The organism is Pseudocitrobacter faecalis, assembly GCF_965231525.1.
In the GTDB taxonomy this organism is placed as follows: Bacteria; Pseudomonadota; Gammaproteobacteria; order Enterobacterales; family Enterobacteriaceae; genus Pseudocitrobacter; species Pseudocitrobacter faecalis.
Genome location: NZ_CBDDNJ010000002.1, coordinates 146,285 through 163,766 on the forward strand (window position 1 = coordinate 146,285; position 17,482 = coordinate 163,766).

Below are 17,482 nucleotides of genomic sequence, written 5' to 3' on the forward strand. Positions count from 1 at the left end.
TAGGGTTCTCTGTCTTTAAATCTTTCGGTTTGTTTCATTTGATAGTGTATTAAGGTGATGTAAAAACAAAACGAAAGATAATAGAATTACGATCTGTTTCACAAAAGAAATATAACGAAAGGTTCTGATCTGGCTAAGAAACCGGTCTCTGGACTGCTTCTGGCTTGCTTTTTAGTAAAAGAAAAGGGTTAATAGGCGAAACGAAATAAAACGAAAGATTAAGAAAAGGAATATCGATGAGCGACTCGACTTCTGCGGATAAACGTATGACTGGCACCAGCGAGCGACGTGAGCAGATTATTCAGCGACTGCGCCAGCAGGGAAGTGTTCAGGTTAATGATCTCTCTCACTTTTTCGGAGTATCAACCGTAACGATTCGTAACGATCTGGCTTTCCTGGAAAAGCAGGGGATCGCGGTACGTGCGTATGGCGGCGCGCTGATTTGTGAAACGGGGGCAACAAACGTAGAACCCACTCTGGAGGATAAAAGTGCGCTTAATACCGGCCTTAAGCAACGTATCGCTCAGGTTGCTGCGGAGCTGATTCAACCGGGTCATCGGGTGATTCTGGACTCCGGTACCACGACTTATGAGATTGCCAGAAAGTTGCGTCATCATCAGAACGTTATCGCCATGACGAATGGGATTAACGTCGCGAATGCGTTACTGGAAGCCGAAGGTGTTGAATTGCTGATGACTGGCGGTCATTTGCGCCGTCAGTCACTCTCTTTCTACGGCGATCAGGCTGAACAGTCTTTGCAAAACTACCATTTTGATATGCTTTTCCTGGGCGTTGATGCGATTGATCTTGAGCGTGGCGTGAGCACTCACAACGAAGATGAAGCGCGGCTGAACAGGAAAATGTGTGAGGTTGCTGAACGTATTATTGTGGTTACCGACTCCAGTAAATTTAATCGTTCGAGCCTGCATAAAATCATCGATACGCAGCGGATCCATACCATTATTGTTGATGATGGTATTCCGCAGGAGAGTCTGGAAGGGCTGCGCAAAACGGGAATCGACGTTGTTGTAGTGGCGGAATAACAAAACATGGCGCTAAGGCCATGTTTTTATATAGCTATTCCTGGGGACTATCAGGTCACCGGCGCCGGGTTAAACACCGCCAATTGGTTATGCAGCCCCCATTGATCCGAGAAGGTCTTCTTCTTCCCGCTCGCCACATCAAGGATAAACTGGAACAATTTCCAGCCCACATCCTCAATCGTCTCTTCGCCAGTGGCAATAGTGCCTGCATTGATATCCATTAAGTCATACCAGCGGTTCGCCAGTTCGGTTCGGGTTGCCATCTTGATAACGGGTACAGCCATCAAACCGTAAGGCGTGCCGCGCCCGGTGGTGAACACCTGCACTGTAATCCCTGACGCCACCTGTTGCGTGCCACAGACGAAATCGCTGGCAGGCGTAGCCGCGTAGATCAGTCCGCGTTTGGTCGGGCGCTGGCCGGGAGAGAGCACTTCAACAATGGCGCTTTTACCTGATTTAGCAATTGAGCCGAGCGCTTTTTCGACGACGTTCGCCAGCCCACCTTTTTTGTTGCCGGGGGACGGGTTGGCGCTGCGGTCGGTTTTACCCATATCGAGATAGTTATCGTACCAGGCCATCTCTTCGAGCAGGCGTTTACCTACCTCTTCATTGATGGCGCGGGGTGTGAGCAGGTGGATAGCGTCGCGTACTTCCGTCACCTCAGAGAACATCACGGTTGCGCCGCAGCGTACCAGTAGGTCAGACGCGTAGCCCACCGCCGGGTTCGCCGTCACGCCGGAAAACGCATCGCTGCCGCCGCACTGCATCCCAACCACCAGTTCAGATGCCGGGCAAGTCTCGCGCTGGCGCGCGTTCAATTTTTTCAGGTGACGTTCGGCGACCTGCAAAATGTCATCAACCATCGATTTAAAGCCGACGTGCTGTTCATCCTGCAAACGGACAATGCTGGCGCTGTCGACCGGGATAGTATTCACATCCGGCGTACCTTCCAGCAGACGTTCTGGCTGGAGTTTTTCGCAGCCGAGGCCAATCACCATCACTTCGCCGCCAAAGTTGGGGTTCAGGGCGATGTTGTGAATGGTGCGGATAGGCACGATAGCGGCAGGCGCATTAATCGCCACGCCGCAGCCGTAGAGGTGGTTCAGGCCGACGACACCATCCACATTGGGATACTTCGGCAGCAGATCGCGTTCGATAATTTTGACAACATAATCAACCACACCCGCCACGCAGTGGACGCTGGTGGAGATCCCCAGCAGATTTTTCGTCCCCACGCTGCCGTCGGCGTTGCGATAACCTTCAAAGGTGTAACCCTCAAGTGCAGGCAGTGGTTCCGGTACTTTAGTTGCCAGGGGGAGCGTATTGAGCGGCGGCGCTTCAGGCAGCAACACGGTGGATTCGTCGATCCAACTGCCTTTGACGATGTCGCGCACCGCATAACCAATCACTTCACCATAGCGAATGATTTCGCCATTAACGGGAATGTCCACCAATGCCACCTTATGGCCTTGTGGAATATGTTCAATTAACTCCAGCCCGTCAGGAAAACGTGTTCCTGCTTTTAAGCCATTATCATTAACAATAATCGCCACGTTATCCGTGTCGTGCACTTTTATATAAAAAGCTTTCGGCGCGTCTTGGCGAATTTCGATGTTAGCCATTGTCCAGTATTCTCCAGCTAGGTGGTAAACCTAAAAATTACAATAAAGGGTATCGCTTTCTGACGAAGCAAAATTATTACATCGCGTGATGACATAAAGAATGTCAGGAGTTTCGCGGTAAAAATGTGACGTAGATCACCTCTTAATCCGCTGCCACGCCAGCTATGACGGGTAATACGTAATTCTGTGCATCAGCGCCCAAAGAGATGTGCAAATGCTCAATGGTATGCAATATTAAAATATTTAAATTGTGGGATTGCACAGTGTGTAGAACAGTGATGCTGATTATACTGAATCACGATTTCATTGTGTCTGGTTAGCTATCCGATATTCCTGCTGTCGATAAATAATCAGTGAAATATGCCTTAGTAAAAAATAAATAATATAAGGCATCCTGTACCCGAGGATAAATTAAATGATGCTGGATACTGCTGTCGAATCGAAAAAAGGTGTACCAACCCGATATTTAATCTTATTAATCATCTTTATTGTTACCGCCGTTAACTACGCGGACCGCGCCACGTTATCGATCGCTGGTACGGAAGTGGCGAAAGAGCTGCAATTGAGCGCAGTCTCAATGGGCTATATCTTCTCGGCGTTTGGCTGGGCTTACCTGCTGATGCAGATCCCCGGCGGCTGGCTGCTCGATAAATTCGGATCGAAGAAGGTTTACTCTTACAGCCTCTTCTTCTGGTCACTGTTTACGTTCCTGCAGGGCTTTGTGGACATGTTCCCGCTCGCCTGGGCAGGTATCTCCATGTTCTTTATGCGTTTTATGCTTGGTTTTTCGGAAGCGCCATCGTTCCCGGCCAACGCGCGTATTGTTGCGGCCTGGTTCCCAACTAAAGAGCGTGGCACCGCGTCCGCTATCTTTAACTCGGCGCAGTACTTCTCGCTCGCGCTTTTCTCGCCGCTGCTGGGCTGGCTGACCTTCGCCTGGGGTTGGGAGCATGTCTTTACCGTGATGGGCGTGATTGGTTTTGTGCTGACGGGGCTGTGGATCAAACTGATTCATAACCCGACCGATCACCCTCGTATGTCGGCGGAAGAGCTGAAGTTCATCTCAGAAAATGGCGCGGTGGTTGATATGGACCACAAAAAGCCGGGCAGCACGATGCAGGGGCCAAAACTTAACTACATCAAACAGTTATTGACCAATCGCATGATGCTGGGTGTGTTCTTCGGGCAATACTTTATCAACACCATCACCTGGTTCTTCCTCACCTGGTTCCCGATTTATCTGGTGCAGGAAAAAGGGATGTCGATTCTGAAAGTGGGCCTGGTGGCGTCGATTCCGGCACTGTGCGGGTTCGCCGGCGGCGTACTGGGCGGCGTCTTCTCGGATTACCTGATTAAACGCGGAGCCACCATTACGTTAGCGCGTAAGTTACCGATTGTACTGGGAATGTTGCTGGCTTCGACCATCATCCTGTGTAACTACACCGACAACACTGCGCTGGTGGTCACGCTGATGGCGTTCGCTTTCTTCGGGAAAGGATTTGGCGCGCTGGGTTGGCCGGTTATTTCCGACACCGCGCCGAAAGAAATTGTGGGCCTGTGCGGCGGGGTATTTAACGTGTTTGGCAACGTAGCCTCTATCGTGACGCCGCTGGTGATTGGCTATCTGGTTAGTGAACTGCATTCCTTCAACGCCGCGCTGGTCTTCGTCGGCTGTTCGGCACTGATGGCGATGTTCTGCTACCTGTTTGTCGTCGGCGACATCAAGCGTATGGAATTGCAGAAATAATTAACGGTTAAGAGACAAGGTTAAAGCGATGAATAACGATATCTTCCCGAATAAATTCAAGGCCGCGCTGGCCGCCAAACAGATTCAAATTGGCTGCTGGTCTGCGCTGGCAAGCCCAATCAGTACCGAAGTGCTGGGCCTCGCCGGATTCGACTGGCTGGTACTGGACGGCGAACATGCGCCAAACGATATCTCCACCTTTATTCCTCAGTTGATGGCGCTGAAGGGCAGTAGTAGCGCACCGGTGGTGCGTGTGCCGACTAACGAGCCGGTGATTATTAAGCGTCTGCTGGATATCGGTTTTTATAACTTCCTGATCCCGTTTGTGGAAACCGAAGAAGAAGCGGTACAGGCTGTGGCATCGACGCGCTATCCGCCTGAAGGCATTCGCGGCGTCTCCGTTTCCCACCGCGCCAATATGTTTGGCACCGTACCGGACTACTTCGCGCAGTCCAACAAGAACATCACCATCCTGGTGCAAATCGAAAGCCAGCAGGGCGTTGATAACGTTGATGCTATCGCCGCTACCGAAGGCGTGGACGGCATCTTCGTTGGCCCAAGCGACCTGGCGGCAGCGTTAGGCCATCTGGGAAATGCTTCCCATCCGGATGTGCAGAAAGCGATTCAACACATCTTTGCGCGAGCAAAAGCGCATGGCAAACCGAGCGGCATTCTGGCACCGGTGGAAGCGGATGCGCGTCGTTATCTTGACTGGGGTGCGACCTTTGTTGCCGTCGGCAGCGACCTCGGCGTTTTCCGTTATGCCACGCAGAAACTGGCTGATTCCTTTAAAAAATAACCACCACCGCAACAAGAGAGAGACACAATTATGACGATGAAAGTTGGTTTTATTGGCCTGGGCATCATGGGTAAACCAATGAGTAAAAACCTCATTAAAGCCGGATATTCGCTGGTGGTTTCCGATCGTAACCCGGAAGTGATTGCAGAACTGATCGCCTTAGGCGCAGAAACCGCAAGCACCGCCAAAGCCATTGCCGAGCAGTGCGATGTGATTATCACCATGCTGCCAAATTCCCCGCATGTGAGAGAGGTTGCGCTGGGTGAGGGGGGAATCATTGAAGGCGCGAAGCCTGGCACGGTTCTGATCGACATGAGTTCCATTGCGCCGCTGGCCAGCCGTGAAATCAGCGACGCGCTGAAAGCGAAAGGCGTGGATATGCTGGATGCGCCGGTCAGTGGCGGTGAGCCGAAAGCCATCGATGGCACGCTCTCCGTCATGGTCGGCGGCGATAAAGCCATCTTCGATAAATACTACGACCTGATGAAAGCGATGGCGGGTTCTGTGGTGCATACCGGTGAAATCGGCGCAGGGAATGTCACCAAGCTGGCAAATCAGGTGATCGTTGCGCTGAATATCGCGGCAATGTCTGAAGCGCTGACGCTGGCAACCAAAGCGGGCGTTAATCCGGAGCTGGTATTCCAGGCGATTCGCGGCGGCCTGGCGGGCAGCACTGTGCTGGAAGCCAAAGCGCCAATGGTGATGGATAGAAACTTCAAACCTGGCTTCCGTATCGACCTGCATATTAAAGATCTGGCCAATGCGCTGGACACCTCTCACGGCGTAGGCGCACAGCTGCCGCTTACTGCCGCTGTCATGGAAATGATGCAGGCGCTGCGTGCGGATGGCCTGGGAACCGCGGACCATAGCGCCCTGGCGTGCTACTACGAAAAACTGGCGAAGGTGGAAGTCACTCGCTAATGACGTTGTGCCCGGTGGCGCTTCGCTTACCGGGCCTACATTGTAGGCCGGATAAGTGAAACGCCATCCGGCGTTGTGCAGCAACAGGCTATCACTATGAAAATCGTAATCGCCCCAGACTCTTACAAAGAAAGCCTTTCTGCCTCTGAGGTAGCTCAGGCGATAGAAAAAGGATTTCGGGAAATCTTTCCTGATGCGCAGTATGTTTCTGTTCCGGTTGCTGACGGCGGCGAAGGAACCGTTGAAGCGATGATTGCTGCCACGCAAGGGGCTGAACATCAAGCGTGGGTCACCGGGCCTTTGGGCGAAAAGGTGAATGCCCGCTGGGGAATGTCCGGCGACGGTAAAACCGCGTTTATCGAAATGGCGGCGGCCAGTGGGCTGGCGCTGGTTGCTCCGGAAAAGCGTAATCCGCTGGTGACGACCTCTCGCGGCACCGGTGAACTTATTCTGCAAGCGCTGGAAAGCGGCGCAACCAATATTATTATCGGCATTGGGGGGAGCGCCACCAATGACGGCGGTGCAGGCATGGTACAGGCGCTGGGGGCAAAACTTCAGGATGCCAACGGCACTGAGATCGGGTTTGGCGGCGGCAGCCTTGATAGCCTGAATACGATAGATCTTTCAGGGCTCGATCCGCGCATTCAGCATTGCACTATTCGTGTCGCCTGTGATGTCACTAACCCGCTCATCGGCAAAAACGGCGCATCACGAATCTTTGGCCCGCAAAAAGGGGCTGATGAGGCGATGATCCGCGAACTCGATAATAACCTGTCGCACTATGCCGATGTCATTAAGACATCGCTACGCGTAGATGTTAAAGAGGTGCCCGGTGCGGGCGCGGCGGGGGGAATGGGGGCTGCACTGATGGCGTTTCTTGGCGCGGAGCTGAAAAGCGGCATTGAGATTGTCACCACGGCGCTTAACCTGGAAGAGCATATTCACGATTGTACGCTGGTGGTCACCGGGGAAGGGCGCATCGACAGCCAAAGTATTCATGGCAAAGTGCCGGTTGGCGTGGCGAGCGTGGCGAAAAAGTATCATAAACCGGTCATTGGTATCGCTGGCAGCCTGACGCGCGACGTGGGTGTGGTGCATCAATATGGCATCGATGCGGTATTTAGCGTGCTGACCAGTATCGGTTCGTTGGAAGAGGCGTTTCGCGGTGCATTCGACAATATTTACCGCGCTTCGCGCAACATTGCGGCCACGCTTGCGGTCGGAATGCGCAGCGCGGGGTGACAAGGGCGCGCAAACCCTCTATACTTCGCGCCGAAGCTGACCAGACAGTCGCCGCTTCGTCGTCGTCCTCTTCGGGGGAGACGGGCGGAGGGGAGGAAAGTCCGGGCTCCATAGGGCAAGGTGCCAGGTAACGCCTGGGGGGTGTAACAACCCACGACCAGTGCAACAGAGAGCAAACCGCCGATGGCCCACGCAAGTGGGATCAGGTAAGGGTGAAAGGGTGCGGTAAGAGCGCACCGCGCGGCTGGCAACAGTCCGTGGCACGGTAAACTCCACCCGGAGCAAGGCCAAATAGGGGTTCATAAGGTACGGCCCGTACTGAACCCGGGTAGGCTGCTTGAGCCAGTGAGCGATTGCTGGCCTAGATGAATGACTGTCCACGACAGAACCCGGCTTATCGGTCAGTTTCACTTTTTTCAGGCAAAAACCCGCTTCGGCGGGTTTTTGCTTTTCAGCCACTCCAACTGACATTTCCTTCCCTTCTTCCTGTGCAAACGGATGCCTTTTTGCAGAATTGCGACGTGATGCACAAAACACTCATTAGGTGAAATTTAGTGGTTTTTTATGCTGCTTATTGAGCTTTTGTCTTGATTATTTTCCCGAAAAATAAATTAAAAACAGGGTTTTAAATTATTGCCTTTGTTTCATATTGGTTGCTTGTATGTTAATAATGATGATCTAAACATATTAACGTGAATGTATGTTTGTCCTGGATATCTGTGACGCTGTCCGAAGAATTTTTCAAATAACAGTCTTTTTTAGCAGTTTATTTTATATATTAAAAAGAATGTTATTTCGCACGTTAGGGTAAAATTCATCCTGAAATTGGTTGAAAGGTGATCTTTTGATGGGGTTTTTTATATGTGTAAAGGTGCTTTATTTATCGCCATAAAATAAAGTTATATACCTTATTTTTGTTGATAAAAGTCAGGCAAAAATCACTTTATGAAAATATCAACTATATGATTTTTAATGTTTTTCTTTTGTTTTGTGACCTATGTTTATATAGGTTTAAAGTAAATTGTGAGTAATAGCACACATCTTACTCTCCTGTATTTATTAGAATCCATCTCGCCAAATGGAAATAAAGGGGGAGAGAAAAATGGATAATGTTCTTCTGCCAAAAACACAACAGCTAGTGGTGTTTCAGGAAGTCATTAGAAGTGGTTCTTTTGGCTCAGCTGCCAAGCAGCTTGGGCTTACCCAACCGGCGGTCAGTAAAATTATCAACGACATTGAGTCTAACTTTGGTATCGAGCTGATGGTGCGTAAAAATACCGGCGTCACGCTGACCAGCGCAGGTCAGGTATTGCTGAGCTACTCCGAATCCATCACCCGTGAAATGAAAAACATGGTCAACGAGATGAACAGCCTGAGCTGCAACAGCGTGGTTGATGTCTCATTTGGTTATCCATCGCTTATCGGTTTCACCTTCTTACCTGAGATGATTAAAACCTTTAAAACGGTGTTCCCGGCGGCGCAGGTCACCATGTTTGAAGCACAGCTCTCGTCGTTTTTACCGGCCCTGCGCGATGGCCGCTTAGATTTTGCTATTGGGACATTAAGTGATGAAATGCAGCTCCAGGATTTGCAGGTCGAGCCGCTGTTCGAGTCGGAATTTGTGGTCGTCGCGTCGAAATCGCGAACGTATACGTCAACGGTCACGCTAGAGTCGCTCTCGAACGAGCAGTGGGTTATGCCGCAAACGGACATGGGTTACTACAAAGAACTTCTCACCACCCTCCATCATCATCACATCAGCACTGAAAATATTGTAAAAACCGATTCTGTCGTCACTATTTACAACCTGGTGCTGAACGCCGGTTTCCTGACGGTAATCCCGAGAGATATGATTGCGCCGTTTGGCTCTAAAGAATTTATTACGCTAAAGGTTGAAGATGTATTACCGGTAGCGCGCTATGCAGCCGTGTGGTCTAAAAATTATCGAATTAAAAAATCTGCCTCAGTATTGGTTGATTTGGCGAAAGAATATTCGTCAAAGGCCGGGAAGGCAGAAATGAATTAACAGTCTGTTTATTAAGAACAGCTAATAACGAAAACGAAACCCAGAGTCATTAAATACTCTGATACCCTGATTTTGTCTAAACGTCAGAAAGTCATTCTGATAAGAGGATATGATGCATATTACCTACGATCTGCCTGTAACCCTTGATGATATTCAAACAGCGAAAAAAAGACTGGCCGGAAAAATTTATAAAACCGGGATGCCGCGCTCAAATTATCTTAGCGAACGCTGCAAAGGCGAAATATTTCTGAAGTTTGAAAACATGCAGCGTACGGGCTCCTTTAAAATTCGCGGTGCCTTTAACAAACTGAGCGCATTGACGGAAGCAGAGCGCCGTAAAGGCGTGGTCGCCTGTTCCGCGGGCAACCATGCGCAGGGCGTCTCGCTTTCCTGCGCGATGCTCGGCATTGACGGCAAGGTCGTGATGCCAAAAGGCGCGCCGAAATCGAAAGTCGCGGCGACGCAGGACTACTCTGCGGAAGTGATTCTTCACGGCGATAACTTCAACGACACGATTGCCAAAGTGAGCGAAATTGTTGAAACCGAAGGCCGCATTTTTATCCCCCCTTACGACGATGCGCTGGTGATTGCCGGGCAGGGCACCATCGGCCTGGAAATCCTTGAAGATCTCTATGATGTGGATAACGTCATTGTGCCGATTGGCGGTGGCGGCCTGATTGCCGGGATCGCCACGGCGATCAAATCGATTAACCCGACAATCAAAATCATCGGCGTGCAGTCGGAAAACGTACACGGTATGGCGGCATCGTTCTATGCCGGTGAAATCACCAATCACCGCACCTGTACGACGCTGGCCGACGGCTGCGACGTTGCGCGTCCGGGCAACCTGACCTTCGAAATCGTGCGTGAACTGGTTGACGATATTGTGCTGGTCACCGAAGACGAAATTCGCGACAGCATGATTGCGTTAATTCAGCGTAATAAAGTGGTGACGGAAGGTGCGGGCGCATTAGCGTCGGCGGCCCTCCTAAGCGGTAAACTTGATGATTATATTCGTGGCCGTAAAACGGTCAGTATTATTTCAGGCGGGAATATCGACCTTTCTCGTGTTTCCCAAATTACAGGGTATGTTGGTGCTTAATCCATTTTCCTGATCATTATTTACGGGCCGCGCGCTTAACGGCGGTGGCCTGGTATTTAAAGAATGACGGGTACTTTAATCAAAGGATAAGATATGAGTACGACAGAAAGTATTAATGTAAGCCATTCTAAAGAAGCCTCCTGGCGTAAATCGGATACCACATGGACGTTGGGATTATTCGGTACGGCGATTGGTGCCGGGGTATTATTCTTCCCAATTCGCGCAGGCTACGGCGGCCTGATCCCAATATTATTAATGTTGTTATTGGCTTATCCCATTGCCTTTTACTGCCACCGCGCGCTGGCGCGTCTGTGCCTTTCGGGATCTAACCCGTCCGGGAACATTACCGAAACGGTAGAGGAGCATTTTGGTAAAACCGGTGGGGTGGTGATCACCTTCCTGTACTTCTTTGCAATCTGTCCGCTGCTGTGGATTTATGGCGTGACCATTACCAACACCTTTATGACCTTCTGGGAAAACCAGCTCCAGATGCCCGCGCTGAACCGTGGCCTGGTGGCGCTCTTCCTGCTGTTGTTGATGGCGTTCGTCATCTACTTCGGTAAAGACCTGATGGTGAAAGTGATGAGCTTCCTGGTGTTCCCGTTCATCGCGAGCCTGGTGCTGATTTCGCTTTCTCTGATCCCTTACTGGAACTCAGCGGTCATTGACCAGGTCAGCCTGAGCGATATTTCGCTGACAGGCCACGATGGCATTCTGGTCACCGTATGGCTGGGGATTTCCATCATGGTGTTCTCCTTTAACTTCTCACCGATTGTCTCTTCCTTCGTGGTCTCCAAACGTGAAGAGTATGAAGGCGAATTTGGCCGTGATTTCACCGAGCGTAAGTGCTCTAAAATTATCTCCCGCGCCAGTATGTTGATGGTTGCAGTGGTGATGTTCTTCGCCTTCAGCTGCCTGTTCACGCTCTCTCCGGCCAACATGGCGGAAGCGAAAGCGCAGAACATTCCGGTACTGTCTTATCTGGCGAACCACTTCTCTTCAATGGCGGGTCAGAAATCGACGTTTGCCACCACGCTTGAGTATGGGGCCTCCATCATCGCGCTGGTTGCTATCTTCAAATCCTTCTTCGGCCACTACCTGGGCACGCTGGAAGGGCTGAACGGCCTGATTCTGAAGTTCGGCTACAAAGGCGACAAAACCAAAGTTTCCACCGGCAAGCTGAATACTATCAGCATGATCTTCATCATGGGTTCCACCTGGGTCGTGGCCTACGCCAACCCGAACATTCTGGATCTGATTGAAGCCATGGGCGCGCCGATTATTGCGTCTCTGCTCTGCCTGCTGCCGATGTATGCCATCCGTAAAGCGCCGTCGCTGGCGAAATACCGTGGCAAGCTGGATAACGTCTTCGTTACCGCGATTGGTCTGCTGACCATTCTGAACATCGTCTACAAACTGTTTTAATTAATATGCTCAGGATGAGCGGAGTCGTAATATGAATGAGTTCCCGGTTGTATTGGTGATTAATAGCGGTTCATCGTCTATTAAATTTTCAGTACTGGATGTTGATACCTGTGATGTATTACTGGTGGGTATCGCGGAGGGTATTAATACTGAGCAGGCGAGTTTAACGGTCAACGGCGGCGATATTTCGCCGCTGTCCCAACCCACTTATGAAGCGGCATTAAGTGCTATCTCTTTTGAACTTGAAAAACGCGATTTAATGGACAGCGTGGCCTTAATTGGCCACCGTATCGCCCACGGTGGCGATATCTTTACCCAGTCTGTTTTAATTACCGATGAGGTCATTGACAGTATCCGTAAAGTCTCGCCGCTGGCACCGTTACATAACTACGCCAATCTGAGCGGAATAGAATCCGCCCGCCAGCTTTTCCCGGGGGTACAGCAGGTAGCGGTGTTTGACACCAGCTTCCATCAGACGCTGCCGCCAGAGGCGTATCTCTATGGTTTACCATGGAAATACACTGAAGAACTGGGCGTACGGCGCTACGGTTTCCACGGCACTTCTCATCGTTATGTTGCAAAACAGGCGTATGAACTGCTGGGGTTACAGGAAGCCGACTCCGGGCTGGTGATTGCGCACCTGGGCAACGGGGCATCTATTTGCGCGGTACACAACGGGCAGAGCGTGGATACCTCGATGGGCATGACGCCACTGGAGGGCCTGATGATGGGCACCCGCAGCGGTGACGTTGATTTTGGCGCGATGGCGTGGATTGCCAGTCAGACTCACCAGACGATGAGCGACCTGGAGCGCATCGTCAATAAAGAGTCTGGCCTGCTGGGTATTTCTGGGTTGTCTTCAGACCTGCGCACCCTGGAAAAAGCGTGGCACGAGGGGCATGTGCGCGCGCAGCTGGCGATCAAAACCTTTGTCCATCGCATTGCGCGCCATATTGCCGGGCACGCGGCATCCCTGACCCGACTGGATGGCATCATTTTCACCGGCGGTATCGGTGAAAACTCGGTGCTTATCCGGCAAATGGTGATGGAACATTTACGCGTACTGGGCGTGGTGATGAGTCGTGAAATGAATAACCAGCCTAATTCCTGCGGCGAACGTATTATTTCTGACGAACGTTCTCATGTCGTCTGCGCCGTTATTCCGACCAATGAAGAAAAAATGATTGCACTGGACGCTATCCGTTTAGGAAATATTAATACGGTAGCGGAATACGCCTGAGTTAATCGCTTTTAAAATTGAGAGAAGAGTTTCATGAAGGTAAATATCGATCTTAACGATATGCATTTTGCCGATGCATGGCGCGGTTTTAACGGTAGCGAATGGAAAGATGAAATTAACGTTCGCGAATTTATTCAACAGAACTACACGCCGTATGAAGGTGATGAATCTTTCCTTGCACAAGCGACATCGGCGACGACCGCACTGTGGGAAAAAGTGATGGAAGGTATTCGTACCGAGAATGCCACCCATGCCCCGGTCGATTTTGATACTAATGTCGCGACCACCATTACCGTGCATGATGCGGGTTATATCGAGAAAGATCTGGAAAAAATCGTCGGTCTGCAAACGGATAAGCCGTTGAAACGCGCGCTGCATCCGTTCGGCGGCATCAATATGATCAAAAGCTCCTTCGAAGCCTATGGCCGCGAAATGGATGCGGATTTCGAATACCAGTTCACGTCACTGCGTAAAACCCATAACCAGGGCGTATTTGATGCCTATTCGCCGGATATGCTGCGCTGCCGCAAATCGGGCGTGCTGACCGGCCTGCCGGATGGCTACGGGCGCGGGCGTATTATCGGCGATTACCGTCGCGTGGCACTGTACGGCATCCGTTATCTGGTGCGCGAGCGCGAGCTGCAGTTCGCGGACTTACAAAACAAACTGGAGTGGGGAGAAAACCTGGAAGCCACCATTCGTCTGCGCGAAGAGCTGGCCGAGCATCGTCGCGCGCTGCTGCAAATGCAGGAGATGGCGGCGAAGTACGGTTGCGATATCTCACGCCCGGCGCGTAATGCGCAGGAGGCGGTGCAGTGGCTCTATTTCGCCTATCTGGCGGCGGTGAAATCGCAGAACGGCGGCGCGATGTCGCTGGGCCGTACGGCGACGTTCCTTGATATCTATATTGAGCGCGATATGCAAGCCGGCGAACTAACGGAGCAGCAGGCGCAGGAGCTGATCGACCATTTCATTATGAAGATCCGCATGGTGCGCTTCCTGCGAACCCCGGAATTCGACTCGCTCTTCTCTGGCGATCCGATTTGGGCGACGGAAGTGATCGGCGGAATGGGGCTGGATGGCCGCACGCTGGTAAGCAAAAACTCATTCCGTTACCTGCATACCCTGCACACGATGGGCCCGGCACCGGAACCTAACCTGACTATTCTGTGGTCGGAAGCGTTGCCAAAAGCCTTCAAGCAGTATGCGGCGCAGGTCTCAATCGTCACTTCATCACTGCAATATGAAAACGACGACCTGATGCGTGCCGATTTTAACAGTGATGACTACGCTATCGCCTGCTGCGTCAGCCCGATGGTCATTGGCAAGCAGATGCAGTTCTTCGGTGCACGCGCCAACCTCGCCAAAACGCTGCTGTACGCTATCAATGGCGGGGTGGACGAGAAGCTGAAAATCCAGGTCGGGCCGAAAACCGCGCCGTTGATGGATGACGTGCTGGACTACGACACCGTTATGGAAAGCCTCGACCACTTTATGGACTGGCTGGCGGTGCAGTACATCAGTGCGCTGAACGTCATTCATTACATGCATGACAAATACAGCTACGAAGCCTCGCTGATGGCGCTGCACGACCGCGATGTTTATCGCACGATGGCCTGCGGTATGGCCGGGCTGTCGGTGGCGGCAGATTCCCTGTCGGCTATCAAATATGCCCGCGTAAAACCGATTCGTGATGAAAACGGGCTGGCGGTCGATTTTGAAATCGAGGGTGAATATCCGCAATACGGCAACAACGATGAACGTGTCGACAGCATTGCCTGCGATCTGGTTGAGCGCTTTATGAAGAAAATTAAAGTGCTGCCAACTTATCGTAACGCCGTGCCGACCCAGTCGATTCTGACCATCACCTCGAACGTGGTGTACGGCCAGAAAACCGGGAATACCCCGGACGGTCGCCGCGCGGGCACGCCGTTTGCGCCGGGTGCCAACCCGATGCACGGGCGCGATCGCAAAGGTGCGGTTGCCTCGCTGACATCAGTGGCGAAGCTGCCGTTCACCTATGCCAAAGACGGGATTTCCTACACCTTCTCGATTGTTCCGGCAGCGCTCGGTAAAGAGGATGCGGTGCGCAAGACCAATCTCGTCGGCCTGCTCGATGGTTACTTCCATCATGAAGCCTCGGTGGAAGGTGGGCAGCATCTTAACGTCAACGTGATGAACCGCGACATGCTGCTGGACGCCATCGCGCATCCGGAAAATTACCCGAACTTAACCATTCGCGTCTCGGGCTACGCGGTGCGCTTTAATGCGCTGACGCGTGAGCAACAGCAGGACGTGATTTCCCGAACCTTTACCCAGGCCCTTTGAGAACTGGAGAGAGTATGAAAAAGTTAATTGAAACCACCCGTGCACCGGGGGCGATTGGCCCCTATGTGCAAGGGATCGATTTAGGCAAAATGATCTTCACTTCCGGGCAGATCCCGGTGAATCCACAAAACGGCGAGATCCCGGCGGATGTGGCGGATCAGGCGCGCATGAGCCTGGAAAATGTTAAAGCGATTATCACCGCGGCGGGTCTTGAGGTGGGCAGTATCGTGAAAACGACGGTCTTTATTACCGATCTGAATGATTTTGCGACCATCAACCAGGTTTATCAGCAGTTCTTCGACGATCATCATGCTACCTATCCGACGCGCAGTTGCGTACAGGTGGCGAGATTGCCGAAGGATGTGAAGCTGGAAATTGAAGCGATTGCCGTTCGGGGAGATAGCCTGTAATTCGCTTGTAGCCACACCGGGCTGCTATCCGGCAGCCCGTCTCTGAAGTCGTATCGAGGTCACGGATATGATTAGCACATTCGATATGTTCAAAATCGGCGTTGGGCCATCCAGCTCGCACACGGTTGGGCCGATGAATGCCGGGAAATCCTTTATTGATGAACTCCAGCAGAGTGGGGCGCTACCGCTTGTGACCGGTTTGACGGTCGATCTTTACGGTTCGCTTTCTCTCACTGGTAAAGGCCACGCAACGGATGTTGCGGTCATTATGGGGCTGGCGGGCAATCGCCCGGATAGCGTCGATATCGATGCCATTCCAGCCTTTATTCGCGCCGTTCAGCGCAGCGGGCGTCTACCGGTGGCGCAGGGCACCGCCGTGGTGCCATTCTCTGTCACTGATGATGTGGTATTTCATGATGAAACCCTGCCGCGCCACGAGAACGGCATGCGCTTCACCGCGCGTCAGGGCGACCAGATTTTACTGAGTAAAACCTACTATTCGGTGGGCGGCGGTTTTATTGTCGAAGAGGAAAAGTTCGGCCAGGCGCATGAGGTCGAACAACCGGTACCGTTTCCGTTCCGCTCTGCCAGTGAGCTGGTGAAACAGTGTACGGAAAACGGGTTGTCTATCTCGGGCCTGATGATGCAAAACGAGCTGGCGCTCAGGAGCAGAGAAGAGATCGATACAGGGTTCGCGCGGATCTGGCACGTTATGCGCACGGGGATCGAACGCGGCATGAATACGGAGGGCGTATTGCCAGGGCCGATGAATGTTCCGCGTCGCGCGGTGGCATTAAGACGGATCCTCGTCTCCAGTGACAGCACCTCCAGCGATCCGATGAACGTGATCGACTGGATCAACATGTTCGCCCTGGCAGTCAGTGAAGAGAATGCGGCGGGTGGGCGTGTCGTCACCGCACCCACCAACGGCGCCTGCGGCATCGTCCCGGCGGTGCTGGCCTATTACGACAAATTCCGTCGTACGGTGAATGGCAACTCCGTGGCGCGTTTCTTACTGACTGCCGGGGCAATTGGCGGCCTGTATAAACAGAATGCCTCGATTTCCGGTGCGGAAGTGGGCTGCCAGGGGGAAGTGGGGGTTGCGGCCTCAATGGCGGCGGCAGGGCTGACGGAGCTGCTTGGCGGCAGCCCGCAGCAGGTGTGCATGGCGGCGGAAATCGCCATGGAGCATAACCTGGGCCTGACCTGCGATCCGGTCGGCGGGCAGGTGCAAATCCCCTGTATCGAACGTAACGCTATCAACGCGGTGAAAGCGGTCAACGCGGCGCGCATGGCGATTCAGCGTACCAGCGAAGCACGCGTCTCCCTCGATAAAGTGATCGAGACAATGTATGAAACGGGTAAAGATATGAACGACAAATATCGTGAAACGTCCCGCGGCGGGCTGGCGATAAAGGTAGTGTGCAGTTAACCCTCTCCAGTAATGAAGAAGCTCCGCATGCCGGAGCTTTTTTTTATCCTTTTATCCCTGAATAAAAATGTGATGGTGTTCAAACATACATTTCTGGTAGTATATTTTTCTTTTTATTTTCCCTGTTGGAGAAAATTTTTACCAA

The 17,482-nt window shown here is 52.1% G+C and carries 13 protein-coding genes and 1 other RNA gene; 13 read left to right on the forward strand and 1 reads right to left on the reverse strand.

Annotation, left to right across the window (positions count from 1 at the left end; genetic code table 11):
* Positions 1–236 precede the first annotated feature (236 nt).
* Positions 237–1,043: a DeoR family transcriptional regulator gene (locus tag ACOXYR_RS01345; RefSeq protein ID WP_108475013.1), complete on the forward strand. Its 807-nt coding sequence runs from the start codon at positions 237–239 to the stop codon at positions 1,041–1,043.
* Positions 1,044–1,093: 50 nt separating this feature from the next.
* On the opposite strand, the gene garD is transcribed toward ACOXYR_RS01345, so the two are convergent.
* Positions 1,094–2,665 carry a galactarate dehydratase gene (garD, locus tag ACOXYR_RS01350; protein WP_108475014.1) on the reverse strand — a complete coding sequence of 524 codons (1,572 nt, stop codon included), beginning with the start codon at positions 2,663–2,665 and terminating at the stop codon, positions 1,094–1,096.
* 415 nt (positions 2,666–3,080) lie between these two features.
* On the opposite strand from garD, the gene garP reads away from it, so the two are divergent.
* The 12 genes from garP to tdcG all read left to right on the forward strand — a co-directional run bounded on the left by garP (position 3,081) and on the right by tdcG (position 17,337).
* Positions 3,081–4,412, forward strand: a complete 1,332-nt coding sequence (garP, locus tag ACOXYR_RS01355) for a galactarate/glucarate/glycerate transporter GarP (RefSeq protein ID WP_108475015.1) — start codon at positions 3,081–3,083, stop codon at positions 4,410–4,412.
* 28 nt (positions 4,413–4,440) lie between these two features.
* Entirely contained in the window at positions 4,441–5,211 is a 771-nt protein-coding gene (gene garL, locus ACOXYR_RS01360) for a 2-dehydro-3-deoxyglucarate aldolase (RefSeq protein ID WP_421355408.1), read from the forward strand.
* Between the two features lie 30 nt (positions 5,212–5,241).
* Positions 5,242–6,132 (forward strand): 2-hydroxy-3-oxopropionate reductase, encoded by an 891-nt coding sequence (gene garR / locus ACOXYR_RS01365; protein WP_108475016.1) that lies wholly within the window; start codon positions 5,242–5,244, stop codon positions 6,130–6,132.
* A gap of 96 nt (positions 6,133–6,228) precedes the next feature.
* Positions 6,229–7,374, forward strand: coding sequence for a glycerate 2-kinase (gene garK, locus ACOXYR_RS01370; RefSeq protein ID WP_108475017.1), 1,146 nt, complete (start codon positions 6,229–6,231; stop codon positions 7,372–7,374).
* 32 nt (positions 7,375–7,406) lie between these two features.
* An RNA gene (gene rnpB / locus ACOXYR_RS01375) (RNase P RNA component class A) lies at positions 7,407–7,787 on the forward strand.
* 689 nt (positions 7,788–8,476) lie between these two features.
* Complete coding sequence (gene tdcA / locus ACOXYR_RS01380; protein WP_108475018.1) at positions 8,477–9,400, forward strand: transcriptional regulator TdcA; 924 nt, start codon at positions 8,477–8,479, stop codon at positions 9,398–9,400.
* A gap of 112 nt (positions 9,401–9,512) precedes the next feature.
* Positions 9,513–10,502 carry a bifunctional threonine ammonia-lyase/L-serine ammonia-lyase TdcB gene (tdcB, locus tag ACOXYR_RS01385; RefSeq protein WP_108475019.1) on the forward strand — a complete coding sequence of 330 codons (990 nt, stop codon included), beginning with the start codon at positions 9,513–9,515 and terminating at the stop codon, positions 10,500–10,502.
* A 93-nt stretch (positions 10,503–10,595) separates the two neighbouring features.
* The gene (tdcC, locus tag ACOXYR_RS01390) at positions 10,596–11,927 is read left to right on the forward strand and encodes a threonine/serine transporter TdcC (RefSeq protein WP_108475020.1); all 1,332 of its coding nucleotides are present in this window, start codon (positions 10,596–10,598) and stop codon (positions 11,925–11,927) included.
* 31 nt (positions 11,928–11,958) lie between these two features.
* Complete coding sequence (tdcD, locus tag ACOXYR_RS01395) at positions 11,959–13,167, forward strand: propionate kinase (RefSeq protein WP_421355407.1); 1,209 nt, start codon at positions 11,959–11,961, stop codon at positions 13,165–13,167.
* A gap of 33 nt (positions 13,168–13,200) precedes the next feature.
* On the forward strand, positions 13,201–15,495 hold the full coding sequence (pflB, locus tag ACOXYR_RS01400; RefSeq protein WP_189624197.1) for a formate C-acetyltransferase: 2,295 nt from the start codon (positions 13,201–13,203) through the stop codon (positions 15,493–15,495).
* Between the two features lie 14 nt (positions 15,496–15,509).
* Positions 15,510–15,905, forward strand: a complete 396-nt coding sequence (locus ACOXYR_RS01405; protein WP_108475023.1) for an enamine/imine deaminase — start codon at positions 15,510–15,512, stop codon at positions 15,903–15,905.
* A gap of 67 nt (positions 15,906–15,972) precedes the next feature.
* Positions 15,973–17,337, forward strand: a complete 1,365-nt coding sequence (gene tdcG, locus ACOXYR_RS01410) for an L-serine ammonia-lyase (RefSeq protein ID WP_407731647.1) — start codon at positions 15,973–15,975, stop codon at positions 17,335–17,337.
* The last annotated feature ends 145 nt before the right edge of the window (positions 17,338–17,482 follow it).

Excerpts from the sequence above, each read along its gene's own strand:
- ACOXYR_RS01345 (WP_108475013.1), top strand. The coding sequence starts at position 237 with ATGAGCGACTCGACTTCTGCGGATAAACGTATGACTGGCACCAGCGAG.
- garD (WP_108475014.1), bottom strand. The coding sequence starts at position 2,665 with ATGGCTAACATCGAAATTCGCCAAGACGCGCCGAAAGCTTTTTATATA.
- garP (WP_108475015.1), top strand. The coding sequence starts at position 3,081 with ATGATGCTGGATACTGCTGTCGAATCGAAAAAAGGTGTACCAACCCGA.
- garL (WP_421355408.1), top strand. The coding sequence starts at position 4,441 with ATGAATAACGATATCTTCCCGAATAAATTCAAGGCCGCGCTGGCCGCC.
- garR (WP_108475016.1), top strand. The coding sequence starts at position 5,242 with ATGACGATGAAAGTTGGTTTTATTGGCCTGGGCATCATGGGTAAACCA.
- garK (WP_108475017.1), top strand. The coding sequence starts at position 6,229 with ATGAAAATCGTAATCGCCCCAGACTCTTACAAAGAAAGCCTTTCTGCC.
- tdcA (WP_108475018.1), top strand. The coding sequence starts at position 8,477 with ATGGATAATGTTCTTCTGCCAAAAACACAACAGCTAGTGGTGTTTCAG.
- tdcB (WP_108475019.1), top strand. The coding sequence starts at position 9,513 with ATGCATATTACCTACGATCTGCCTGTAACCCTTGATGATATTCAAACA.
- tdcC (WP_108475020.1), top strand. The coding sequence starts at position 10,596 with ATGAGTACGACAGAAAGTATTAATGTAAGCCATTCTAAAGAAGCCTCC.
- tdcD (WP_421355407.1), top strand. The coding sequence starts at position 11,959 with ATGAATGAGTTCCCGGTTGTATTGGTGATTAATAGCGGTTCATCGTCT.
- pflB (WP_189624197.1), top strand. The coding sequence starts at position 13,201 with ATGAAGGTAAATATCGATCTTAACGATATGCATTTTGCCGATGCATGG.
- ACOXYR_RS01405 (WP_108475023.1), top strand. The coding sequence starts at position 15,510 with ATGAAAAAGTTAATTGAAACCACCCGTGCACCGGGGGCGATTGGCCCC.
- tdcG (WP_407731647.1), top strand. The coding sequence starts at position 15,973 with ATGATTAGCACATTCGATATGTTCAAAATCGGCGTTGGGCCATCCAGC.